Here is a 22,594-nt window from a genome sequence, read left to right as displayed (position 1 = left end):
TAACTGCTATGTCGCGGATATGGACCCAAGCGCGCCCGGCACCACGATCTTCCGCCACGCATTGGCGACGCGCGTCTGGCATTGGATCAATGCGATCGCCGTCTTCATCCTGCTCGGCAGCGGCCTCGGCATCTCCAACGCGCACCCGCGGCTCTACTGGGGGCGCTACGGCGCGAACTTCGACCACGCCTGGGCGCAATTGCCGCGTTTTCCCGCCTGGATCACGATCCCGGCCAATTACAACCTCGCCATCTCGCGGCGCTGGCACCTGCTGTTCGCGCTGGTGCTCGCCTTCGGCCTGCTCGCCTTCATGATCGCCAGCCTGATCAACCGCCATTTCGCACGCCATCTGCGGTTGAAGCGCGCCGATCTCAGCGCCGCGCATCTCGCCGAGGACGTCCGCGATCACCTCAATCTGCGCTTTCACGACGCCGACGATCCCGGCGCCTACAACAGCCTGCAGAAATGGAGCTACATCCTCGTCCTCTTCCTCGCGCTGCCGCTGATGATCCTCACCGGCCTCGCGCTGTCGCCGGGAATGGACGCGGCCTGGCCGTGGCTGCTCGACCTGTTCGGCGGCCGCCAGTCGGCGCGCTCGCTTCATTTCGTCACATCGGCGCTGATCGGCGGCTTCGTCGTCATCCATCTGACGCTCGTCATCCTCGCCGGCGCGGGCAACGAACTGCGCTCGATGATCACCGGCCGATGGACGGTGCCGCCGGAGGGTGACCGGTCATGATCCTTCCCCGCCGCACCCTCATCGCCGGCGGTGCCGGGCTGCTCCTCGCCGGCTGCGACAAGGTCGCCGCGATCCCGCAGGCGCGCAAGATCCTGTTCGCCGGCGAGGACATGCACCGCGGCCTGCAACGCGCGCTGCTCGACCGCGGCGCGCTCGCGCCTGAATTCACCCGTGAACAGATGTCGCCGATCTTCCGCGCCAACGGCACGCGTGATCCCGGCACCCCCGATTACGCCGCGATGGTCGCCGACCAATTCGCCGGCTACCGCCTCCGCGTCGGCGGCCTCGTCGACCGGCCGCTGGCGCTGTCGCTCGACCAGCTCGCGTCGATGCCGTCCCGCAGCCAGATCACCCGCCACGATTGCGTCGAGGGCTGGAGCGCGATCGGTCAATGGCAGGGGCCGATGCTCGGCACCGTGCTGAAGGCGGCGGGGATGCGCAGCACCGCGCGCTACGTCGTCTTCACCTGCGCCGACCTCTACAATGGCCAGCCTTATTACGAATCGATCGACACGATCGACGCCTTCCACCCGCAGACGATCCTCGCGCTCAAGATGAACGGCGCGCGCCTCACCGTGCCGCACGGCGCACCGGTACGGCTGCGCGTCGAGCGCCAGCTCGGCTACAAGCACGCCAAATACGTCACCGGCATCCAGGCGGTCGCCAGCCTTGCCAACATAGGTAAGGGTAAGGGCGGCTATTGGGAGGATAATGTCGATTACGATTGGTATGCGGGCATCTAGCGGATTAAGGCAGCGCGCATGGCGCTGATCGATATGTTCCTCAGCCGCGCCGTCAAGCGTGGCCAACTCACCCTCCATCGTCCCGGCAAACCGCCCACCACCTTCGGTACGCCCGATCCCGAGCTCGGCCATATCCAGCTGCGCTTCCAGGATAATGGTGTCGCCGGGCGGATCGTCCGCAACCCGGCGCTCGCCGCGGGCGAAATGTATATGGACGGCCGGATGACCGTCGACGGCGACGACATCATGGGCCTCGTCCAGCTGATGAAGCGCAACAGCGCGTGGGAGGACGGCCAGAACGCGCTGCAACCCTCCGCCTTCGTGCGCGGCTTCGGCGCGGTGAAGCACCGGCTCGACCGCATCAACATGGAGCGCCGCTCGAAGAAGAACGTCGCGCATCATTACGATCTGTCGGCGCGGCTCTACGACCTCTTCCTCGACGCAGACAAACAATACAGCTGCGCTTACTACACCGACCCCGACAACAGCCTCGAACAGGCGCAGAGCGACAAGCTCGCGCATATCGCCGCCAAGCTGGCGCTGCGGCCGGGCATGCGCGTGCTCGACATCGGCTGCGGCTGGGGCGGCATGGCGCTGTATCTCAACAAGCATTTCGGCGTCGACGTGCTCGGCGTGACGCTGTCGGAAGAGCAGCTCAAGATCGCGCGCGAACGCGCCGCCGCCGCCGGCGTCGCCGAGCAGGTGAAGTTCGAGCTGATCGACTATCGCCGGGTCGAGGGCCAGTTCGACCGCATCGTCTCGGTCGGCATGTTCGAACATGTCGGGCCGCCGCAATATCGCGCCTATTTCCGCAAATGCCGCGACCTGCTTACCACCGACGGTGTCGCGCTGATCCACACGATCGGCCGATTGGGGCCGCCGAGCGTCACCGACGACTGGACGACGAAATACATCTTCCCCGGCGGCTATAATCCGGCGCTGTCGGAGACGATCGCGGCGTTCGAGGGGCTGAAGCTGTTCCTCACCGACGTCGAGGTGCTGCGCCTCCATTACGCCTATACGCTGCACGAATGGTATCGCCGCACGGTGGCGGCGCGCGATGCGATCATCGCGCTGTACGACGAGCGCTTCTACCGGATGTGGACCTTCTACCTCGCCGGCGCGGCCAATGCGTTCGAGAATGGCGGGCTGGTCAACTTCCAGATCCAGTTCAGCCGCAGCCGCACCGCGCTGCCGATCACCCGCGATTATATGTTCGAGGGCGAACGCAAGCTGCGGGGATATTGAGGCACCTCCCGATCGTCATCCCGGCGTATGCCGGGACCCATGGACACGGTGTCATCGGTAGGGCGCGCACCATCAGTCGCTCGCAACCATGGGTCCCGGCTTTCGCCGGGATGACGACAGAGGGTGGGAGTCGCGTTGAGCCCTACCGCCCCTTGGGCGCCGGCACGGCCGGTGCCGGCGCGATGATCGCCGCGCGCGCCGCGGTCCGCTCTTCCAGGCTCACCACGCCGTCGTGGTTCGTATCGTACCGCGACGCCAGTGCGCGGAACAGGCCCTGCATCTCGGCCGGCGTCACCTTGCCGTCGTGGTTCGCGTCGGCGGTGTTGAACCACGCGGTGCTGATCGCCTTCGCCTTGCCCGGCGGCATCTTGTTCTTGCCAACGTCCATCCGCGCGACACGCGCGTCGATCTCGGCGCGGGTCAGCACGCCGTCATGATTGGCATCGGAGCGGTCGAACTCGGCCTGCAACTTCGGATCGATCTTCTCAGCCGCCAGCGCAGGCGTGGCGAGCAGCAGGACGGGCAGGGCAGCGAGCAACGGACGGATCATGATGTCTCCGGAGAAAATGGGATCGGCCGCGGCAGTAGCGGCCGTCGTTTAAACCCACAGTGAACGCAACCGTTGCGCGGGGGCGCGCAGGGGCCTAGGGGCGCGGCGACCCGACCATAGCCAAGGATGCTGCCGTGACCGATCAGATCAACCGTGTCGTTCTCGCCTATTCGGGTGGGCTGGATACGAGCGTGATCCTGAAATGGCTGCAACAGACGTACAATTGCGAGGTGGTGACGTTCACCGCCGACCTCGGCCAGGGCGAGGAGCTGGAGCCCGCGCGCCAGAAGGCGCAGATGGCCGGCGTCAAGCCCGAGCATATCTTCATCGACGATCTGCGCGAGGAATTCGTGGCGGATTACGTCTTTCCGATGATGCGTTCCAACGCCTTGTATGAAGGGCTGTATCTGCTCGGGACCTCGATCGCGCGGCCGCTGATCGCCAAGCGCCAGATCGAGATCGCGCGCCAGGTCGGCGCCGATGCGGTCAGCCACGGCGCGACCGGCAAGGGCAACGACCAGGTCCGCTTCGAGCTCGGCTATTATGCGCTGGCGCCCGATATCAAGGTGATCGCGCCGTGGCGCGAATGGGACCTGACCAGCCGCACCCGGCTGATCGAATTCGCCGAACAGCATCAGATTCCGGTCGCCAAGGACAAGCGCGGCGAATCGCCCTTCTCGACCGACGCGAATCTCCTGCACACCTCGTCGGAGGGCAAGGTGCTCGAGGATCCGTGGCAGGAGGTGCCGGATTACGTCTATTCGCGCACGGTGAACCCCGAGGACGCGCCCGACGCGCCTGAATATATCACCATCGACTTCGAGCGCGGCGACGGCGTCGCGCTGAACGGCGAGGCGACCAGCCCGGCGACGCTGCTGACCAAGCTCAACGAGCTCGGCCGCCGTCACGGCATCGGCCGGCTCGACCTCGTCGAGAACCGCTTCGTCGGCATGAAGAGCCGCGGCATGTACGAGACGCCGGGCGGCACCATCTATCATCTCGCCCATCGCGGCATCGAGCAGATCACGCTCGACCGCGGCGCCGCGCACCTCAAGGACGAACTCGCGCCGCGCTATGCCGAGCTGGTCTACAACGGCTTCTGGTTCTCGCCGGAGCGCGAGATGCTGCAGGCGGCGATCGACCACAGCCAGGCGAAGGTCAGCGGCACCGTCCGTCTCAAGCTCTACAAGGGCGGCGTCTATATCGTCGGCCGCAAGTCGCCCAACTCGCTCTATTCCGAGAAGGTCGTGACCTTCGAGGACGATCAGGGCGCCTACGACCAGCGCGACGCCGCGGGCTTCATCAAGCTCAACGCGCTGCGCCTGCGCCTGCTGGGACGCCGCGACGCCTGACTCGCGGCGCGCCATGGCGTGGTTAAGACGCCTGCCCGAAGCAAACCGTCACCCCGGACTCGGTCCGGGGCCCACCCATCCGCAAGGGCACGGCCGGAGGCTTCAGCCCCGCGCCTCCCCGCGGCGTAGCCCCCGGAACGAGTCGAGGGTGACGGGTGGAGGCGGCCCGGTCACGAACCCCGCCCCCTCCATTCGGCGCAGCCGACACGACAATGCTTGTCGGACGCCGCCTCCACCCCCTAAGGCAGGATGATGCAGGGGCATAAGCTGCACTGGTGGCAAACGCGGTGGTTCGTCGTGGCGATGGTGATCGTCGCGATGATCCCTTTGTTTTGGCCCGATATTCCGCCGCTGGTCGATCTGCCCGGCCATATGGGACGCTATCGCGTCCAGCTCGATGGCGCGGCCTATCCGTGGCTGGCGGAATGGTATGATTTCCGCTGGGCGCTGATTGGCAATCTGGGGGTCGATCTGCTGATCGAGCCGCTCGCGCCGATCTTCGGGCTCGAACTCGCCGTCAAGCTGATCATCATGGCGATCCCGGCGCTGACCGTTTCGGGGCTGCTGTGGATCGCGCGGGAGGTGCATGGCCGCATCCCCGCGACCGCGCTCTTCGCGCTGCCGCTCGCCTACAGCTATCCCTTCCAGTTCGGCTTCGTGAACTTCGCGCTGTCGATGGCGCTGGCGCTCAACCTGTTCGCGCTGTGGCTGCGGATGGGCCGGCTCGGCAATCTCAAGCTGCGCGCGATCGTCTTTGTGCCGCTCTCCTGCGCCTTGTGGGTCTGCCATACCTTCGGCTGGGGCGTGCTCGGCATCCTCGCCTTCTCCGCCGAGATGATCCGCCAGCACGACCTGCGCAAGGACGGCCGCGGCGGCCATTGGCTGGAAAGCTGGACGCGCGCCGCGATCGGCTGCCTGCCGCTCGCCCTGCCCTTCCTGATGATGGTGCTGTGGCGCTCGGGCGATCACGTTACCGGCAAGACGATGGACTGGTTCAACTGGCGGGCGAAGGTCGGCTGGGTGATCATGGTGCTGCGCGACCGCTGGATGGCGTTCGATCTCGCCTCCGCCACCGTGCTGTTCGTCATCCTGCTGAAGGGCGTCCGCGACCATCGCGTCGAATATTCGCGCAATCTGCTGCTCTCGACGCTGTTCCTGACCGCGATCTTCGTCCTGCTGCCGCGCATCGTCTTCGGTTCGGCCTATGCCGACATGCGCCTTGCACCGTTCGTGATCGCCATCGCGCTGATCGCCCTGCGCCCGCGCCACGGCCTGTCGTTCCGCGGCGCCTCGACGCTGGCGGCGCTCGGCCTGCTGTTCTGCGGCGCGCGATTCGTCGGTACGACGATCAGCTACATCCAGTTCGACCGCGAGTACGACCGGACGCTCGCGGCACTCGATCACGTGCCGAAGGGCGCACGGCTGCTGACGATGGTCGGGCGCACCTGCCGCGACGAATGGCTCTATTCGCGGCTCGAACATGCCGCCGGCATCGCGCTCGAACGGCGCATCGCTTATGCCAACGACCAATGGTCGATGGCCGGCGGCCAGTTGCTCACCGTCCGCTACACGCCCGCCGGCCGCTTCGCGCACGACCCGTCGCAGCTCGTCACCGACCGGCGCTGTCGCGGCGAATGGTGGCGGCCGCTGCGCGTCTCGCTCGCCTATCTGCCGCGCGAGGCGTTCGACTATGTCTGGCTGATCAACCCGCCGCCGGTCGAGCCCGCTTTCCTGACCGGGCTGACACCGATCTGGCGCAGCGGTCGCGACGTGCTGTACCGCATCGACGATCGCCGCCGCCCGGACGTGGTGCTCGACCCCGACCTGCTGCCACCGCAGCGGCGGCCGGTCAGCCCTCTCCCTTCCTGAACGGCGCCAGCTCGGCAAGGTAGCTCTGCTCGTCGGCCACCGCGGCGCGCTCGCGGACCAGGAAGTCGGCGATGGCGCGACGGAAGCCCGCATCGGGGATGTAATGCGCCGACCAGGTCGGCACCGGCACATAGCCGCGCGCCAGCTTGTGCTCGCCCTGCGCGCCCGCCTCGACCGTCTTGAGCCCGCGCGCGATCGCCGCATCGATCGCCTGATAATAGCACAGCTCGAAATGCAGGAACGGCACGTCCTCGGTACAGCCCCAATAGCGGCCGTACAGCGTGTCCGCGCCGATCAGGTTGAGCGCCCCCGCGATCGGCCGGCCGTCGCGCTCCGCAAGGATCAGCAGCACGTCGTCGCCCATCCGCTCCCCCAGCAGCGGGAAGAAGCTGCGCTTGAGATAGGGCTGCCCCCATTTGCGGCTGCCGGTATCCTGATAGAAGGTCCAGAAGGCGTCCCAATGCTCGGGCCGGATGTCGGCACCGCTGAGGTGGCGGATCGTCAGCCCCTGCACCGCCGCCTCGCGCTCCTTGCGGATCGCCTTGCGCTTGCGGCTGGCGAGCGCGGCTAGGAAGTCGTCGAAACTGCCATAGCCCTGATTGGCCCAGTGGAACTGCGTCCCCTCGCGGATCAGCCAGCCCGCCTGTTCGAATAGCGGCACCTGTTCGGGACTGACGAACGTCGCATGCGCCGACGACAGGCCATGCTGTTCGGTCACCGCCTCCAGCGCGGCGATCAGCGCCGGCGCGGCGCCGGCGTCGCGCAGCAGCAGCCGCGGCCCCGGCACCGGGCTGAACGGCGCGGCGATCTGGAGCTTGGGATAATATTGCCCCCCTGCCCGCTCCCAGGCGTCGGCCCAGGCATGGTCGAAGACATATTCGCCCTGGCTATGGCCCTTGGCATAGGCCGGCGCGATCGCGACAGGCGCACCGTCGGCGCCATCGACGACGATCGGGATCGGCTGCCAGCCCGACCGCCCGCCGGTGCTGGCCGAGTCTTCGAGCGCGGCGAGGAAGGCGTGGCGGACGAAGGGATTGCCGGTGCCGGCACAGGCATCCCATTGGTCGGCCGGGATCGCGCGGACGCCATCGACGAGGCGGGCGGCGACCTGGGTCATGCGGCGAGGATCGTAAAGCTCATCGCGACCGATATAGGCGCTCGGCCCCGTCTTGCGGAGGGGGCGTGCGGCACGATCCGCTCACCCCGCGAAACCCGTCACCTGCGGATGTAACGCGGGGCGACACGCGCCCCGCCCCACATCAGGCCAGTTCGATGATCGCATCCACCTCGACCGCGGCGCCGAGCGGCAGCACCGGCACGCCGACCGCGCTGCGCGCATGTTTGCCGGCGTCGCCGAACAGCGCGACCATCAGCTCGGACGCGCCATTGGCGACCTTGGGCTGATCGGTGAAATCGGCCGCCGAATTGACGAACACGCCGAGCTTCACGATCCGCTTCACCCGCGACAGATCACCGCCGAGGTGCTTCTTGACCTGCGCGACGATCATCAGCCCGCACAGTTTCGCGGCCTCCTGCCCATCCTCCAGCGACACGCCGTCGCCGAGCCGGCCGGTGACGAGCTGCCCTTCCTTGAACGGCAGCTGCCCCGACAGGTGGAGCAGTCCGCCCGCCTCGACCACCGGCACGTAAGCGGCGACGGGCGCCGCCGCCTCGGGCAGCGACAGGCCGAGGTCTTCGAGCTTGCGATCGACGTGGGTGGTCATGGTGGGGTCCTTCGACTGTGATGACGCGCGTCTAGACCATCCGGACGGCGGGTGGAAAGCCACGCTCCGCCACGCCGCCCGTCGTTTGCGTCCCTTCGGCATCAGGCGGGATGACGGCCCTCGCCACGCGGGGTATGCCGCGGGTCGGCAGCGCCGCTGCGGCGGAGAGATGAGGATATGCGTGTGGTGAAGGTGACATTGGCGCTCGGGCTGCTCGGCGCAATCGCGGCGTCGGCGTGGCAGGCGTCGCCCCCCGCCGGCGCGCCCGCCGCGCAGACCCCAGCCGCACCCGCGCCAGCTTCCGCTCCCGCCCCCGCTCCCGCCGAAACCGGCGTGCCGGTCTATGCCGCCGAGGTCGTCGCGCGCCTGCCGCACGACCCGCACGCCTTCACCGAGGGGCTGCTGTTCTGCGGCGGCGAGCTTTACGAGAGCACCGGCAAGGAGGGCGCATCCGACGTCCGCCGCGTCACGCTCGCCGATGGCAAGGTCGTCGCGCGCGCCCGCTTGAGCCCGGAGCTGTTCGGCGAGGGCATCGGCTGCTGGAAGAACAGCCTGCTCAGCCTGACGTGGAAGACCGGGATCGGCTTCCGCTGGTCGCTGCCCGCGCTCAAGCGCATCGGCCAGCCCTTCCATTACGCCGGCGAAGGCTGGGCACTGACGGGCGACGGCAGCGCGCTGTTCCTGTCCGATGGCACCTCGACGCTGCGCCGCATGGACCCGACGACCTTCACCGAGCGGAGCCGTATCGCGGTGACGCTCAACGACCGGCCGCTGACCAAGCTCAACGAGCTCGAATATGTCAAAGGCCGCATCCTCGCCAACGTGTGGATGACCGGCTTCATCGCGCGGATCGATCCGGCGACGGGGAAGGTCGACGGCCTGATCGACCTGCGCCCCCTGCTTGCCGAGATCAACAATCCCGATCCCGACGCGGTCGCCAACGGCATCGCCTATGACGCCGCGCACGACCGGTTGTTCGTGACGGGCAAATACTGGCCGACGCTGTTCGAGATCCGCATCGGCGAAGAGGTCGGCCGGGCGAACTGACGCCGGCCGCCGCGGCTCACGTCACGAGGCGGCGCAGCGTCTCGACCCGGTCGGCTTCCGCGGCGGGCTTGTCGGTGCGGATGCGGGCGATGCGCGGGAAGCGCATCGCGACGCCCGATTTGTGCCGCGTCGAACCGTGGATCGAATCGAACGCGATCTCGAGCACCATCGTCTTCTCGACCTCGCGCACCGGGCCGAAGCGCGCGAGCGTGTTCCGGCGCACGAAGCTGTCGAGCATCTTCAGCTCCTCGTCGGTGATGCCCGAATAGGCCTTGCCGACCGGCAGCAGCTCACCCTCCTCGGTCCAGCAGCCGAAGGTATAGTCGCTGTAATAGGACGAGCGCCGGCCGCTGCCGCGCTGCGCATACATCATCACGCAATCGGCGGTCAGCGGATCGCGCTTCCATTTGTACCACAGGCCGGCACGACGGCCGCCGACATAGGGCGAATCACGGCGCTTCAGCATCACGCCCTCGATCGCCGCATCGCGCGCGCCGGCGCGGATCGCCTCCAGTTCGGTGAAGCTCGCCGCATCGATCACCTGGCTGAGGTCGAACCGGTCGGGATCGAGGCGGGGAACGAACGCCTCCAGCCGCGCGCGCCGTTCGGTCCAGGACAGCGCCCGCAGATCCTCGGGACCATCGAACAGCAGATCGTAGAGGCGGACGAAGGCCGGATAGTCGTTCAGCATCTTCGCCGAGACGGTCTTGCGGCCGAGTCGCTGTTGCAGCGCGTTGAAGCTCGCCGCCTCCCCGCCCTGCGCGTCGCCCTTGACCAGCAGTTCGCCGTCGACCGTACCCGGGGTCGAGAAGGCCGCGGCGACGTCGGGAAAGCTGCCGGTGACGTCGTCGCCGGTGCGGCTGTAGAGCCGCGTCTGGCCGGCGACATGGACGATCTGGACGCGGATGCCGTCCCATTTCCACTCGGCGGCATAATCGGCGAGATCGACCTGCGCATCCTCCAGCCCGTGCGCCAGCATGAACGGGCGAAACACCGGCACGTCGGCGGCGGTCGGCTGCGACCCGCTTCCCTCGGCCCAGGCGAACAGGCTGGCGTAGGGCGGGGTGAGGCCATGCCACACCTCCTCGACCGCATCGACGTCGAGCCCGAACGCCTGCGCGAGCGCGGTCTTGGCAAGGCGCGCGGACACGCCGATGCGCAACGCACCCGTCGCCATCTTGAGCAGCGCGAACCGCTCCTCGGCGTCGAGCCGGTCGAGCATAGCGGCGAGCACCGCCGGCGCATCCGATCGCGAGAGATGACGCAGCGCATCGACCGCCGCGCTGATCGACAGCGGCGCGCCGGCCGGGGCCGGCACCGGCGCGGGCCAGAGCAGGGCGACCGTCTCGGCGGTGTCACCGACATATTCGCGGCTCATCCGGAACAGCACCGGATCGACGCGCGCCTCGATCAGCGCGCGGATCTGCGCCGGCTTGACCCCAGGCAGGTCGAGGTCACCGGTCAGCGCCGCCATCGCCCAGCCGCGATCCGGATCGGGCGTGGCAAGCAGATAATCGACGATGAGCTTGAGCTTGGCGTTGCGACCGCGGGTGTAGATCAGCGAGTCGAGGAGCGCGGCGAAGGCGTGCATGATGGGGGAACGTCTGGCGAGGGCGATCCGCTCCCGGTATGGCGCGCGGATGCGAAGGATCGTCCGGATCGTTGCGACCGTGGGCGTGCTGCTGCTCGCCATCGCGGTCGCGACGGCGGTCTGGTGGCACCAGAACGCGCTTGCCGATCCCGTCGAACGGCGGTTGCGCCTTGCCCTGCCCGACTGGCCGGCGCGCGCGCGGCCGATCCGGATCGCCTTGCTGAGCGACATCCATATCGGCAACAGCACGATGGATGCGGCGCGGCTCACCCGCATCGTCGCGATCGTCAACGCGGCCCGCCCCGATCTGGTGCTGCTCGCCGGCGACTATGTCGCGGAGCATGACGTGGCGGTCGCCCGCGCCGGAGCCGCGGCGCTGGTCGCGCCGATCGCCCGATTGCGCGCGCCGCTCGGCGTCGTCGCGGTGCTCGGCAACCACGACCAATCGGTGCCGGCGCTGATCGCCGCGGCACTCCGCCGTGCCGGCGTGACGGTCCTGGACAATGCGGCGGTGGTTCGCGGCCCCCTGGTCATCGGCGGGGCCGGCGACGCATTCAGCCATCACGACGATCTGCCCGGCACGCTGCGCGCCATGGCGGGCAAGTCGGGCGCGAAGATCGTCCTGACCCATTCGCCAGACCTGACGATGCACGTGCCGCCGACGGTCGGGCTGGTGCTGGCGGGCCACACCCATTGCGGCCAAGGCGTGTTGCCGATCGTCGGGCCGCCGCGCGTCTTCTGGAAGCCGGGCCTGCGCTGCGGCGTCGTCCGGCGTGGCGGCACCATCACCATCGTGAGTGCCGGGCTCGGCACCAGCAGCGTGCCGCTACGCGTCGGCGCGCCGCCAGACTTCTGGCTGGTGACCGTCAGCGGGGAGCGATAGCGGCCCGTCCGCGCCCCCGCCCTGATTGGCCGGGCGCGGACGGAGCCGGGCGGCGGATCAGCCCTTGCGGCTCGCCTCGAACAGGAACCAGGCGCGCTCCTCGGCCTGATCGGTCCATTCGTCGACGATGCCGCTGGTGGCATTGTCCTTCGCCTCTTCGGCGGCCTCCTTGACGGTGCGGAAGCTCTCGACGAGCTTCAGATTGTCCTCACGCAGCTCCGCCAGCATCGACCCGGCATCGACGAAGTCGAGGTCGTTGTCGGTGATCGTCTGGCGGCGGCTGATGTCGCCGATCGAGCGCAGCGTCGTGTTGCCGGTCTTGCGGACCCGCTCGGCGATCGCATCGGTGACGCCAAGGATCTGCGCCGCCTGATCGTCGAGCAGCAGGTGATAGTCGCGGAAATGCGGCCCGGAGACGTGCCAGTGAAAGTTCTTGGTCTTGAGATACAGCGCATAGCAATCGGCGAGCGACGCATTGAGCGCATCCGCCACCGAGCGGGTGTTGCTGAGGTCGGTCGGCGTGTTCAGCGCCGGGTTGATGTCGGCCATGGAAACCTCCGTGAAATGGGATCGTTGCGGAAACGATCCGATAGCCGAAACGCTCCCGCCCCGGCGTGCATTTCGCGCATGTCGATGATCGAGCGATCAGATCAGTCGCAGCGCGGCGAGTCCCAGCGCCACCGCGGCGATCACGAACAGGATGCCGACGACCCGGCGCAGCATCGCCAGCGGCAGCGCCGTCCAGCCGGCTTCCCCCAAGATCGCGGCGGGCGCAATTACCGCGAGCGAGCCGAGCATCGCGCCGACCGCCGCCAGCCAGGGCAGTTCGGCGCGCGCCGCCAGCGCCAGCACGATGAACTGCACGCCATCGCCGAACGCGAGGATGAACAGGCCGAGCAGGCTGGTCAGGGCCGCGCCGAGTCGCCAGCCGGCGAGTCGATCGGGCGGCTTGACCGGAAACAGCACCCCGCCGCCCTGGAACAGCAGCGCGAGCGCGAGGAAAAGTTGCTTCGCTTCCGGCGTCAGCCGGGGTGCGAGAGCCGCGCCGGCCGCCGCGGCGAGCAGCCCGGCGACCAGCACCGCCGCCGCCGCCGCAGCGATCACCAGCCCCGGTTTGCGGTACCGATCCGCCAGGATGGACGCGAGCCACGCGGGCCGATCACCGACCTGCGCCAAGGCAGCGGCGACCAGCGCCGCCATCAATGCGTCCATCCGCGCCTCAGCCCCATCCGCGCCTCAGCCCGCCAGCCGCACCGAACAGGCCGCAGCGAAGGCCTCGCAGGCGCGCACGTCCTGTCGCTCGCTGGCGACCGCATCGCCGAGCACCGACAGCCAACCGTGCAGCAGCACCCCGCGATCGCCGCGCGACAGCGCCGAATCGACGAAATGCGCGACGGTGACCACCGGGTTGAGACCGTTGCGATGCGCGATCAGCCGGATCTGGTTGATCTCGGGCTGCAGGTCGCGGGCCTGGCTGTAGGGGGCGCGAACATCGATCGCCGCGATTCGCGCGGCGAGGTCGGCGCGCACCGCCTCCAGCATAAGCGGCTCGCCATCACGTGCCTGTGGCATCATCCTCTCCCCCTCTTTTTCCGTCGCGATGGTGCGCGCACAAAGGTAATAGGCTGGTTAAGACCGCAAGGCGCGGCCGTCGATGGTTGACTTTGTCGCCGCCATCCGCCATGCGCCGCGACTGATCGAGCGGCGGCGTTGGTGCTGCCGCTCTCCTTGTTTTCAGGATTAGGGCTCATGGCCAAGCCGACTACCGTCAAGATCAAGCTCGTCAGCACCGCCGATACCGGCTTCTTCTACGTCACCAAGAAGAACCCGCGGACGAAGACCGAGAAGCTGAGCTTCAGCAAGTATGATCCCGTCGTGCGCAAGCACGTCGAGTTCAAGGAAGCCAAGATCAAGTAAGCGGCCGGGCGGCGCACGACGCCGCTGCCGTTACCTGATTTGCCGAAAGCCGCCGGTGCATGCGCATCGGCGGCTTTTCGCTTGCGCCGCGCCCGTGCATAACGCCTTGATCCGGGCTCGCTTCGGACACATTGCGTTCATCTTCTTTCGGCATAGCAGTCACCGGCAGCCGGATTTTCCGGCTGCCCTGTATCGCGTCACTACGGGCCAAGGGCGGTGTTCTCATATGAGGATGCCGCTCTTGGTTTATGTGGCGAAGGCGCTCGACGCCTGCCCGCCGCCGGCCCGATCGCGCGTCGCGGGGAACCCGATCGCCGGTCTCTCGTTTTTATGAGGCTTGCAGCATCTGGCCCTTTTCGGGGGGCAAGGGTCTGGAAGCGCGCGGCGCCCTGTCGATGCCTCGCCGGCTCGGCAGGGCGTCTTCCTGTCCGCGACCGGCGATCACAGCAGCGCGTTCACCGCATCCATGAAGCGGGCGAGGCTGATCGGCTTCGACACGTAGGAGCGGGCGCCCGCGGCCCGGATGCGGTCCTCATCGTCGCGGCCGGCATAGGCCGTCACCGCCATCACCGGGATATCGCGCAAATGCTCGTCCGCCATCAGCTCGAGGATCAGCTCATAGCCGGTGACGTGCGGCATCTGGATATCCATGATGATCAGGTCCGGCGCAAAGGCGCGCGCCCGCGCCACCGCCTCGCGCCCGTCGCGCACCGGCTCGGCTTCCATGCCGTGCGCGCGCAGCAGGTCGCAGAACAGTTTCAGATTGAGTTCGTTGTCCTCGACAACGAGTACCCGTTTCGCCACGTGCGTCACCAACCCTTCCGATAATGGGACGATAGGCAATGCGCGCGCGCGATACAAACATCCCTGATCCCGAGGTGCTCGCTCTGCAGGCTCTCGTGTGGACGATCGGCGAACCCGACCGCGCCGACCGGCTGATCGCGGTCACCGGCCTGTTCCCCGACGACCTGCGCGCCCGTGCCGCCGAGCCGGCGGTGCTGGGCGCGGTGATCGAATATCTCGAATCCTACGAACCCGATCTCGTCGCCTGCGCACGCGCGCTGGGCGTTCCCCCCGAGGCGCTGGTCGGCGCCCGCCAGGCTCTGGAGGCCCGATGAAGCCGCTGCTGATCACCGATTGCGACGAAGTCCTGCTGCACATGGTCAAACATTTCGGCGTCTGGGTCGGCGAGGCGCACGATATCGACTTCACCCCCGACGGCGCCGACTTCGCCAACAGCATGCGGCGCCGCAACGGCGGCCCGGCACCGACCCGCGACGAAATGTGGGCGATGCTCGGCGGCTTCTTTCCCGGCGAGATGCACCGGCAGACGCTCGTGCCGCATGCGGCCGAGGCGCTGGCCCGGCTTGCGGAGCAGGCGGATATCGTCGTGCTGACCAACATCACCGATGCCTGCAAGACGGCGCGGATCGAGCAACTCGCCCGATTCGGCATCGCACATCGCGTGGAATGCAACCAGGGCGGCAAGGGCGAGCCGGTGGCGCGGCTGCGGGCGGAATATGGCGATCCGGTCACGGTGTTCGTCGATGACCTGGCGGTCCACCACGAATCGGTCGCGCGTCATGCGCCAGACGTCCACCGGCTGCACATGGTGTCCGAACCGACGCTGGCACCGAATGTCCCCCCGGCCCCGGACGCGCACGCGCGAATCGATGATTGGCGCGACGCAGCGGACTGGATCGCAGGGCGCTTCGCGGCGGGCGTGGGAGCAGCCTGAACGCCGCTGCGAAGAGCGGCATCGGCGAATATCGCAGCGCGTCGGGCACCAATCTCACCAGCCGCTGCTCGCCAGCGCGCCAATCGATCACACCTTTAGGAGCGGAAGGCGTCAACGCCGCCGGCAGGAGGCTGCCACGGGCGGCACTTCATGCAACGCCGCCGCCCCTCGCCCGCTCCAGACAGCAAAAAGCCCGGCACCGCATCTGCGGGACCGGGCTTTTCGCTACTGGGTCTGGACCGTTACGACGCGGCCGAGAGGTTCACCGCGGCATACTTACCGCGACGGTCGACTTCGAGTTCGAATTCCAGCTTGTCGCCCTCGTTGAGGGTCGACATGCCGGCACGCTCGACCGCCGAGATGTGCACGAAGGCATCGGGCTGGCCATCATCGCGCTGAATGAAGCCGAAACCCTTCATCGCGTTGAAGAACTTGACGGTGCCCGTCGCCTTCTCACCGGTCAGCTGACGCTGCGGTGCGCCACCGGCGCCGCCGGCACGGGGACCACGGTCGCCGAAGCCACCTTCGCGCGGCTCACGCGGCGCACGCTCGGTCACCGCCATCGGCTCGCCGTCGATCTTCAGCTCAGTCGCCGAGATACGGCCGCCGCGATCGACGAGGGTGAAGCCGAGCGGCTGACCCTCGGCAAGCGCGCTCATGCCGGCCTGTTCGACGGCCGAGATGTGCACGAACACGTCCTCGCCGCCGTCATCACGGACTACGAAGCCAAAGCCCTTCTGCGCGTTGAAGAACTTGACCACGCCGGTGCCCTCGCCGACGACCTGCGGGGGCATGCCGCGGCCACCGCCGCTGAACCCGCCGCCACCGCCGCCGCCGAAGCCGCCACCGCCGCCGCCACGGAAACCACCACCGCCGCCGCCGCCGAAGCCACCACGGTCGCCGCCGCCGAAGCTGTTGCCGCCGCCGAAGCCGCCGCGATCACCGCCGCCGAAGCCGCCACCGCCGAAGCCGCCGCCACCGAAGCCGCCGCCGCCGAAATCGCTGCTGCCGCCACCGAAATCGTCGCGCTTGTCGCGACCACGTCCGCCACGATTGCCGCGGCCACCTTTGTCGTAACCCATAACCCTATTCGTCTTCCCGGTTCGCCCGCATCCAATCCGTAACAAGAACCCGTGCGCCGGACGACGAACGCGAGCCCCCGGGCGCGAAACCTATTGCGCCTTGGGACTCGTCATAGCGCAGAAAACAAGTGCCCGCGAATGAATTCGTCGCAATCGTCCGCCATTCCATGCGGAATATCGGTCGTTAGCGGCCGCTCGCGTGGCATTGCAAAGAAGTTGCGCAGGATTTAAGGCAATGACGCTTAATCGTTGAGCACGGCGGCGTTGCAGCGTAGGGCACCGGCATGACCGTTCACTTCCACGAGGAAGACCTCCCCGCCGACGTCTTCGCTCCCGGCGCCTCGATCGCCGTCGATACCGAGACGATGGGCCTCATCACGCCCCGCGACCGGCTGTGCGTCGTACAATTGTCCGACGGCGGACCCGACGAACATCTTGTCCGTTTTGGTCCGACCAGCGACTATGCTGCGCCCAACCTCAAGGCGGTGCTCAGCGACCCCGCGCGGGTGAAGCTCTATCATTACGGGCGCTTCGATATCGCCGCGCTTCAGCATTATCTCGGCATCGTCGCGGCACCCGCCTACGACACCAAGATCGCCTCACGCCTGATCCGCACCTATACCGACCGTCACGGCCTGAAGGAACTGGTGCGTGAACTGCTCGGCCAGGAACTGAGCAAGCAGCAGCAATCCTCCGATTGGGGCGCGCCCGAACTGTCCGAAGCGCAGAAGGACTATGCGGCGAGCGACGTCCGCTTCCTCCACCGCTTGCAGGCCGAGCTCAACCGGCGGCTGGTCCGTGAAGGCCGGATGGAGATGGCGCAGGCCTGTTTCGATTTCCTGCCGACGCGCGCCGCGCTGGATCTTGCCGGCTGGCCCGAGATCGACATCTTCGCCCATGCCTGAGGCCGACCGGTGAGCGCCATGACCGCACGCCCGGCGCGCTCGGCGCGGCAGCGCTGGGCCGCACCCGGCGGCCGGCAGGACCGGATCGTCACCTTGCTCAACACCGGCTTGCCGATCGGCATCGGCGTGCTCGCCGCCTTTCTGGTGCTGGCGCCGCTGACCGCCGCCAACGAGGTTTCGTTCGTCCTCGACAAGAACAAGGTGGAGGTCGCCAAGGAGCGGCTGAAGCTGCAGGCCGCCACCTATCGCGGCCAGGACGACAAGGGCCAGGCGTTCGCGCTCAACGCCGGCACCGCGGTGCAGCAGAGCAGCAGCGTGCCGATCGTCCAGATCAAGGGCATGGCCGCCGATCTGGAGCTTGAGGACGGGCCGGCGACGCTGCGGGCCGACAAGGGTCGCTACGACCTTCAGACCGAGCAGATGAAGGTCGATGGCCCGATCGCCTTCCGCGCCGCCAACGGATATCGACTCGACACCAGCAACGCGACGATCGACTTGAAAACCAAGACGATGCGCAGCGGCGGCAAGGTGACCGGCACGCTGCCGCAGGGGAATTTCAGCGCCAATGCGCTCACCGCCGATCTGGAGCAGCGCACGGTGCGGTTAAGCGGCAATGCCCGCTTGCGGATCGCGCCGCGACGGGCGAAATAGCCCGCCATGCGCACCCCCCTTCTCGCCGTCGCCCTGTTCGTCGCCGCCCCGCTGGCGGCGCAGACGGCGCACAACTCGAATGCCCCGATCGACTTCGGGGCCGACCATATCGAGTTGCAGGACAAGGCGAATCGCGGCGTGCTGTCGGGCAACGTCTCGGTGCGCCAGGCCGAGATGACGCTCAACGCGGCGCGGATGACGGTCAGCTATACCGGTCAGGTCGTCGGTGGCAGCCCGCAGGTGTCGCGGATCGACGCGAGCGGCGGCGTCACGGTCCGTCGCCCGGATCAGACCGCGAAGAGCCAATATGCGATCTACGACCTCAACCGGCGCGTGATCACCATGCTCGGCGCGGTGACGCTGACGCAGGGCGGCAACACGGTCAATGGCGGCCGACTGACGATCAACCTGGATACCGGCCGCGCCGTCGTCGACGGCAATTCGGTACGCGGATCGAGCGGCGCCGCCCCCGGCAGCACCACGTCCACCGCGCCGAGCGGCCGGGTGACCGGCACCTTCTCGGTGCCCAAGCGGAACTGACGCGTCCGGTACAGGCGGGAACGGGCGGCTTGCGTGCGAGCTGGTCCCAGCCCCGCTTTCGCCGGCGACAGGACGGCGGGGCCTGTCCTGCCGTCTTGGAACCCCCTCCCGTCAGCGCCCTTCGCTCCTAAAGGGTCTTCCCTCGCGCGTCGGCGCGCGCCATGACACGACGGCATGCACGAAGCCTGCCAAGGCTTCGGTAACCCTTTGATGCGAGGCATCGAGTCCATGGACGCCGCCGTTTCCGACCTCCAGACCGCCGAGCCGATCCACGAGCCGCCCGCCAACCGTGGGTTGCAGGCGATCTCGATCGCCAAATCCTACGACAAGCGCGTCGTGCTTACCGACGTCTCGGTCTCGGTCGATCGCGGCGAGGTGGTCGGCCTGCTCGGCCCGAACGGCGCGGGCAAGACGACCTGCTTCTATTCGGTGATGGGCCTGGTGAAGCCCGATTCGGGCCGGATCATGCTCGACGGCGAGGACATCACCAAGCTGCCGATGTATCGGCGCGCGATCCTCGGCCTTGGCTATCTGCCACAGGAAACGAGCATCTTCCGCGGCCTGTCGATCGAGAAGAACATCGGTGCGGTGCTCGAACTGTCCGAGCCCGATCCCGCCGCGCGTCCCGCCAAGCTCGACAAACTGCTCGACGAATTCGGTCTCACCCGGCTGCGCGCCAGCCCCGCCATGGCGCTGTCGGGCGGTGAGCGTCGCCGCGCCGAGATCGCCCGCGCGCTCGCCGCCGACCCGTCGATCATGCTGCTCGACGAACCGTTCGCCGGCATCGACCCGATCTCGATCGCCGACATCCGCGATCTGGTGAAGGACCTCAAGCGCCGCGACATCGGCGTGCTGATCACCGACCATAACGTCCGCGAGACGCTCGATATCGTCGATCGCGCCTATATCATCTACGATGGCCGCGTGCTGTTCGCCGGCAGTCCCGAGGAACTGGTCGCCGACGCCAACGTCCGCCGCCTGTACCTCGGCGAGGGCTTCTCGCTCTAGGCCATGGCGGGGGTCATGCCTCGATCCTCCCCGGCGCGGGACGGAACGGCGTCGTGAGCCTCGCACCGCGCCTCGACCTGCGTCAGTCGCAGTCGCTGGTGATGACGCCGCAATTGCAGCAGGCGATCAAGCTGCTCGCGCTGTCCAACCTTGAGATCGAAGGCTTCATCGCCGAGGAGGTCGAGAAGAACCCGCTGCTCGAAGCGGCACAGACCGACGAAGTCGTCCGCCCCGAACGCCCCGAGCGCGAGGAGCCCGCCGGCACCGACGAACTGGTCAGCGGCGCCGCAGCCGCCGACCCGCTCGATCTCGATTATGCCACCGAAAGCCATCAGCAGGACAGCGTCGCCGATGGTGGCGGCGGCTTCGACGGCGCACTGTCGATGACCGGCGGCGGCAGCGGCGGGGCCGCGGGTGGTGAGGACGGGCTCGACTTCGATTCGCTGGCGCAACGCGACCATACGCTCGCCGACCATCTCCTTGCGCAGGCCGGCGCGGTGATCGACGGCGCCGACTGGTTCATCGCACAGCATCTCATCGATCAGATCGACGAGGCCGGCTATCTCACCGTCCCGCTGCTCGATATCGCCAGCCGGCTCGGCACCTCGCTCGCGCGCGTCGAGCACGTGCTGCATCAGATCCAGACGCTCGAGCCGACCGGCGTCGGCGCCCGCGACCTTGCCGAATGTATCGCGCTCCAGGCGCGCGAAGCCGACCGCTACGACCCGTGCATGGCGCGGCTGATCGACAATCTCGACCTGCTCGCGCGTGGCGACCTGGTCCGGCTCAAGCGGATGTGCGGCGTCGACGACGAGGACATGGCGGACATGATCCGCGAATTGCGCGGCTACGATCCCAAGCCCGGCTGCCGCTATGGCGGTGAACCCGCGCTGGCGGTGACGCCCGACCTGTTCGTCGTCCGGACCAAGTCGGGCTGGGGCATCGAGCTCAACAGTGCGACGCTGCCGCGCGTGCTCGTCAACCGCCGCTATTACCACGAACTCAGCCATGGCCCGCAGGACAAGGCGGCCAAGGCGTGGCTGTCTGACGCGCTCGCCAGCGCCAACTGGCTGATCAAGGCGCTCGACCAGCGCCAGCGCACGATCATCAAGGTCGCCGCCGAGATCGTCAAGCAACAGGAGGCGTTCTTCCTCAAAGGCGTCGCCCACCTCAGACCGATGACGCTCGCCAAGGTCGCCGAGGCGATCGAGATGCATGAATCGACGGTCAGCCGCGTCACCAGCAACAAATATCTCAGCTGCGCGCGCGGCGTGTTCGAGCTGAAATACTTCTTCACCTCGGCGATCCAGGCCGCCGACGGCGGCGACGCGGTGTCGGCGGAAGCGGTGAAGAGCGCGATCCGCGGCCTGATCGCCAGCGAAGGCGCCAAGATCCTGTCCGACGACACGCTGGTGGAATCGTTGCAGGCCAAGGGCTTCGACATCGCCCGCCGTACCGTGGCGAAATATCGCGAGGCGATGGGCATCGGCAGCAGCGTACAACGCCGCCGCGCGCGGACGCTGGAGGGGGCGGGGTGACGTCCCTTCCCGACCGCGGTCTCTGAGCCGGAGACGCGCGTCGCCACATGATTGCCCGTCGCAGACGCCAGCGTTTCAGCCGCGCCTCATCCGCAATACAGTCTACGATGGTCTCGCCGTTCTCTCCCTAGACAAGCCAGAGCGTCGACAAGGTCAGACCGTTGTCATGCGAAACCCGGATCACCTCCGACATGACGCATGGCCCTCAATCGTCCTCATCCTCGAACCCGACCAACGCCAGCGCGCGGGCCTTGATCTGGCGGGTCATGCACCAATGGACCAACGCTTCCTCGCGGCCGTGCGTCACCCACACCTCCTTCGGGGCGATTTCGGATAAAGTGTCGGTTAGTTCGTCCCAATCGGCATGATCGGAGAGGATCAGCGGCAGTTCGACGTTCTTCTGCCGGGCGCGCTGGCGCACGCGCATCCAGCCGCTCGCCATCGCGGTGATCGGGTCGGGCAGCCGCCGCGACCAGCGGTCGTTGAGCGCGCCGGGCGGGCACATCACGACATGGCCCGCCATATCGGCCTTCTTCGCGTCGGCGACCGGCAGCAAGGCGCCGAGCCGCACGCCATGCTCCTGATACAGGTCGCACAGCCGCTGCAACGCGCCGTGGATGTAGATCGGTGCCTCATGGCCCCGCGCGCGCAGTTCGGCGATCACCCGCTGCGTCTTGCCGAGCGCATAGGCGCCGACCAGCACGCAGCGGTCGGGATTGGCGTGCAGCCGCGCGATCAACTTGTCGATCTCGTCGCCGGTGTCGGGATGACGGAACACCGGCAGCGCAAAAGTCGCCTCGGTGACGAAGACGTCGCAGGGCACCGGCTGGAAGGGCGTGCAGGTCGGATCGGGCCGGCGCTTGTAGTCGCCCGACACGACGACCCGCTCACCGCGATAGTCGAGCACGATCTGCGCCGAGCCGAGGACGTGGCCGGCGGGCACGAAGCCGATGTCGACCTCGCCCATGCGGATGCTCTCGCCATACGCGACCGGATGGCCCGCCTGTTCGCCGTAGCGCGCGTCCATGATCGCCAGCGTCTCGGGCGTCGCCCATACCGCGCCGTGGCCGCCGCGCGCATGGTCGGCATGGCCATGCGTCACCAGCGCCCTGGGCTCGGGTTCGGAAGGGTCGATCCAGGCGTCCGCCGGCTCCACATAGATGCCGTGCGGATGCGGTTCCAGCCAGTCGCCCAATCGTGCCATGCCGACAGTACGCGCCAGGGGGCGGGTCGGTGCCGTGCCGTTTGGATCGGTTGGGCAATCGTGAACGGCTGACGCAGCCCGCCATGCGGGATCGTTGCGGGGGGCCGCAAGGCGTGCGATCGCATCTCGAGCCCGGCGGACCGCAGGGGGGCGGTGCCGTGCGCACCCCCGTGTTCCGCATCCACCCTGTCACCCCGGACTCGTTCCGGGGTCCACTGGGCCGCGGGCGTGCGAATTCCTTCCAGCCTCTCTCCTCGCCGCGAGG

At 67.9% G+C, this 22,594-nt stretch carries 25 protein-coding genes; 15 read left to right on the top strand and 10 right to left on the bottom strand.

Annotated elements, in window-relative coordinates:
- The first annotated feature begins 19 nt into the window (after positions 1 to 19).
- Genes HD841_RS05805 through HD841_RS05795 form a run of 3 tightly spaced genes read left to right on the top strand, consistent with a single transcriptional unit; the run spans position 20 to position 2,730 of the window.
- Complete coding sequence (locus tag HD841_RS05805) at positions 20 to 739, top strand: cytochrome b/b6 domain-containing protein (RefSeq protein WP_179507863.1); 720 nt, start codon at positions 20 to 22, stop codon at positions 737 to 739.
- Positions 736 to 1,482 carry a molybdopterin-dependent oxidoreductase gene (locus HD841_RS05800; protein ID WP_179507862.1) on the top strand — a complete coding sequence of 249 codons (747 nt, stop codon included), beginning with the start codon at positions 736 to 738 and terminating at the stop codon, positions 1,480 to 1,482. The genes HD841_RS05805 and HD841_RS05800 overlap by 4 nt, the downstream gene beginning before the upstream one ends.
- An 18-nt stretch (positions 1,483 to 1,500) precedes the next feature.
- Positions 1,501 to 2,730 (top strand): SAM-dependent methyltransferase, encoded by a 1,230-nt coding sequence (locus HD841_RS05795; RefSeq protein WP_179507861.1) that lies wholly within the window; start codon positions 1,501 to 1,503, stop codon positions 2,728 to 2,730.
- Between the two features lie 142 nt (positions 2,731 to 2,872).
- Here HD841_RS05795 and HD841_RS05790 read toward each other — a convergent pair whose 3' ends face one another.
- The gene (locus HD841_RS05790) at positions 2,873 to 3,280 is read right to left on the bottom strand and encodes an EF-hand domain-containing protein (protein ID WP_179507860.1); all 408 of its coding nucleotides are present in this window, start codon (positions 3,278 to 3,280) and stop codon (positions 2,873 to 2,875) included.
- Between the two features lie 134 nt (positions 3,281 to 3,414).
- Between HD841_RS05790 and HD841_RS05785 the strand changes: the two genes are divergently transcribed.
- Together HD841_RS05785 and HD841_RS05780 are read left to right on the top strand one after the other, a co-directional pair.
- Entirely contained in the window at positions 3,415 to 4,632 is a 1,218-nt protein-coding gene (locus tag HD841_RS05785) for an argininosuccinate synthase (RefSeq protein ID WP_179507859.1), read from the top strand.
- Between the two features lie 249 nt (positions 4,633 to 4,881).
- A complete protein-coding gene (locus tag HD841_RS05780; RefSeq protein WP_373562932.1) occupies positions 4,882 to 6,501 on the top strand; it encodes a hypothetical protein in 1,620 nt (539 codons plus the stop codon).
- Here HD841_RS05780 and HD841_RS05775 read toward each other — a convergent pair.
- Complete coding sequence (locus HD841_RS05775; protein ID WP_179507857.1) at positions 6,482 to 7,618, bottom strand: GNAT family N-acetyltransferase; 1,137 nt, start codon at positions 7,616 to 7,618, stop codon at positions 6,482 to 6,484. The genes HD841_RS05780 and HD841_RS05775 overlap by 20 nt on opposite strands.
- A 142-nt stretch (positions 7,619 to 7,760) precedes the next feature.
- On the bottom strand, positions 7,761 to 8,225 hold the full coding sequence (locus HD841_RS05770) for a RidA family protein (RefSeq protein ID WP_179507856.1): 465 nt from the start codon (positions 8,223 to 8,225) through the stop codon (positions 7,761 to 7,763).
- Between the two features lie 186 nt (positions 8,226 to 8,411).
- Here HD841_RS05770 and HD841_RS05765 point away from each other — a divergent pair, with 186 nt between their 5' ends.
- On the top strand, positions 8,412 to 9,272 hold the full coding sequence (locus HD841_RS05765; RefSeq protein ID WP_373562931.1) for a glutaminyl-peptide cyclotransferase: 861 nt from the start codon (positions 8,412 to 8,414) through the stop codon (positions 9,270 to 9,272).
- 16 nt (positions 9,273 to 9,288) lie between these two features.
- Here the strand turns inward: HD841_RS05765 and HD841_RS05760 are convergent, their stop codons facing one another.
- Positions 9,289 to 10,863 (bottom strand): cisplatin damage response ATP-dependent DNA ligase, encoded by a 1,575-nt coding sequence (locus HD841_RS05760; protein ID WP_179507854.1) that lies wholly within the window; start codon positions 10,861 to 10,863, stop codon positions 9,289 to 9,291.
- A gap of 49 nt (positions 10,864 to 10,912) precedes the next feature.
- Here HD841_RS05760 and HD841_RS05755 point away from each other — a divergent pair, with 49 nt between their 5' ends.
- Positions 10,913 to 11,746 (top strand): metallophosphoesterase, encoded by an 834-nt coding sequence (locus tag HD841_RS05755; protein WP_179507853.1) that lies wholly within the window; start codon positions 10,913 to 10,915, stop codon positions 11,744 to 11,746.
- A gap of 57 nt (positions 11,747 to 11,803) precedes the next feature.
- On the opposite strand, the gene HD841_RS05750 is transcribed toward HD841_RS05755, so the two are convergent.
- The 3 genes from HD841_RS05750 to HD841_RS05740 all read right to left on the bottom strand — a co-directional run bounded on the left by HD841_RS05750 (position 11,804) and on the right by HD841_RS05740 (position 13,318).
- Positions 11,804 to 12,295: a Dps family protein gene (locus tag HD841_RS05750; protein ID WP_179507852.1), complete on the bottom strand. Its 492-nt coding sequence runs from the start codon at positions 12,293 to 12,295 to the stop codon at positions 11,804 to 11,806.
- Positions 12,296 to 12,391: 96 nt separating this feature from the next.
- A complete protein-coding gene (locus tag HD841_RS05745) occupies positions 12,392 to 12,958 on the bottom strand; it encodes a TMEM165/GDT1 family protein (RefSeq protein ID WP_179507851.1) in 567 nt (188 codons plus the stop codon).
- Between the two features lie 24 nt (positions 12,959 to 12,982).
- A complete protein-coding gene (locus HD841_RS05740; protein WP_179507850.1) occupies positions 12,983 to 13,318 on the bottom strand; it encodes a hypothetical protein in 336 nt (111 codons plus the stop codon).
- A 177-nt stretch (positions 13,319 to 13,495) separates the two neighbouring features.
- On the opposite strand from HD841_RS05740, the gene rpmG reads away from it, so the two are divergent.
- On the top strand, positions 13,496 to 13,663 hold the full coding sequence (rpmG, locus tag HD841_RS05735; RefSeq protein WP_017977469.1) for a 50S ribosomal protein L33: 168 nt from the start codon (positions 13,496 to 13,498) through the stop codon (positions 13,661 to 13,663).
- Positions 13,664 to 14,104: 441 nt separating this feature from the next.
- On the opposite strand, the gene HD841_RS05730 is transcribed toward rpmG, so the two are convergent.
- Positions 14,105 to 14,467, bottom strand: a complete 363-nt coding sequence (locus tag HD841_RS05730; RefSeq protein ID WP_179507849.1) for a response regulator — start codon at positions 14,465 to 14,467, stop codon at positions 14,105 to 14,107.
- Positions 14,468 to 14,505: 38 nt separating this feature from the next.
- On the opposite strand from HD841_RS05730, the gene HD841_RS05725 reads away from it, so the two are divergent.
- On the top strand, positions 14,506 to 14,781 hold the full coding sequence (locus HD841_RS05725) for a DUF3572 domain-containing protein (protein WP_179507848.1): 276 nt from the start codon (positions 14,506 to 14,508) through the stop codon (positions 14,779 to 14,781).
- Positions 14,778 to 15,401, top strand: coding sequence for an HAD family hydrolase (locus HD841_RS05720; RefSeq protein ID WP_179507847.1), 624 nt, complete (start codon positions 14,778 to 14,780; stop codon positions 15,399 to 15,401). Before HD841_RS05725 ends, HD841_RS05720 begins: the two co-directional genes overlap by 4 nt.
- Positions 15,402 to 15,643: 242 nt before the next feature.
- On the opposite strand, the gene HD841_RS20865 is transcribed toward HD841_RS05720, so the two are convergent.
- The gene (locus HD841_RS20865; RefSeq protein ID WP_179507846.1) at positions 15,644 to 16,483 is read right to left on the bottom strand and encodes a cold-shock protein; all 840 of its coding nucleotides are present in this window, start codon (positions 16,481 to 16,483) and stop codon (positions 15,644 to 15,646) included.
- 284 nt (positions 16,484 to 16,767) lie between these two features.
- Here HD841_RS20865 and HD841_RS05710 point away from each other — a divergent pair, with 284 nt between their 5' ends.
- The 5 genes from HD841_RS05710 (at position 16,768) to rpoN (ending at position 21,125) form a co-directional block, all read left to right on the top strand.
- Positions 16,768 to 17,388, top strand: a complete 621-nt coding sequence (locus HD841_RS05710; RefSeq protein ID WP_179507845.1) for a ribonuclease D — start codon at positions 16,768 to 16,770, stop codon at positions 17,386 to 17,388.
- A gap of 18 nt (positions 17,389 to 17,406) precedes the next feature.
- Complete coding sequence (gene lptC, locus HD841_RS05705; protein WP_179507844.1) at positions 17,407 to 18,039, top strand: LPS export ABC transporter periplasmic protein LptC; 633 nt, start codon at positions 17,407 to 17,409, stop codon at positions 18,037 to 18,039.
- Between the two features lie 6 nt (positions 18,040 to 18,045).
- Positions 18,046 to 18,579, top strand: coding sequence for an LptA/OstA family protein (locus HD841_RS05700; protein ID WP_179507843.1), 534 nt, complete (start codon positions 18,046 to 18,048; stop codon positions 18,577 to 18,579).
- A gap of 228 nt (positions 18,580 to 18,807) precedes the next feature.
- Entirely contained in the window at positions 18,808 to 19,587 is a 780-nt protein-coding gene (gene lptB, locus HD841_RS05695) for an LPS export ABC transporter ATP-binding protein (protein ID WP_038661638.1), read from the top strand.
- Between the two features lie 53 nt (positions 19,588 to 19,640).
- Positions 19,641 to 21,125 (top strand): RNA polymerase factor sigma-54, encoded by a 1,485-nt coding sequence (gene rpoN, locus HD841_RS05690; protein WP_179507842.1) that lies wholly within the window; start codon positions 19,641 to 19,643, stop codon positions 21,123 to 21,125.
- Between the two features lie 205 nt (positions 21,126 to 21,330).
- Here the strand turns inward: rpoN and HD841_RS05685 are convergent, their stop codons facing one another.
- Positions 21,331 to 22,329 carry a ligase-associated DNA damage response exonuclease gene (locus tag HD841_RS05685; protein WP_179507841.1) on the bottom strand — a complete coding sequence of 333 codons (999 nt, stop codon included), beginning with the start codon at positions 22,327 to 22,329 and terminating at the stop codon, positions 21,331 to 21,333.
- Positions 22,330 to 22,594 lie beyond the last annotated feature (265 nt).

Origin of the sequence: Sphingomonas melonis, assembly GCF_013409985.1 — a bacterium.
GTDB classification, from domain to species: Bacteria; Pseudomonadota; Alphaproteobacteria; order Sphingomonadales; family Sphingomonadaceae; genus Sphingomonas; species Sphingomonas melonis_A.
Note: the sequence above shows the minus strand (reverse complement) of the source record. Positions and strands in the feature narration are given on the sequence as shown.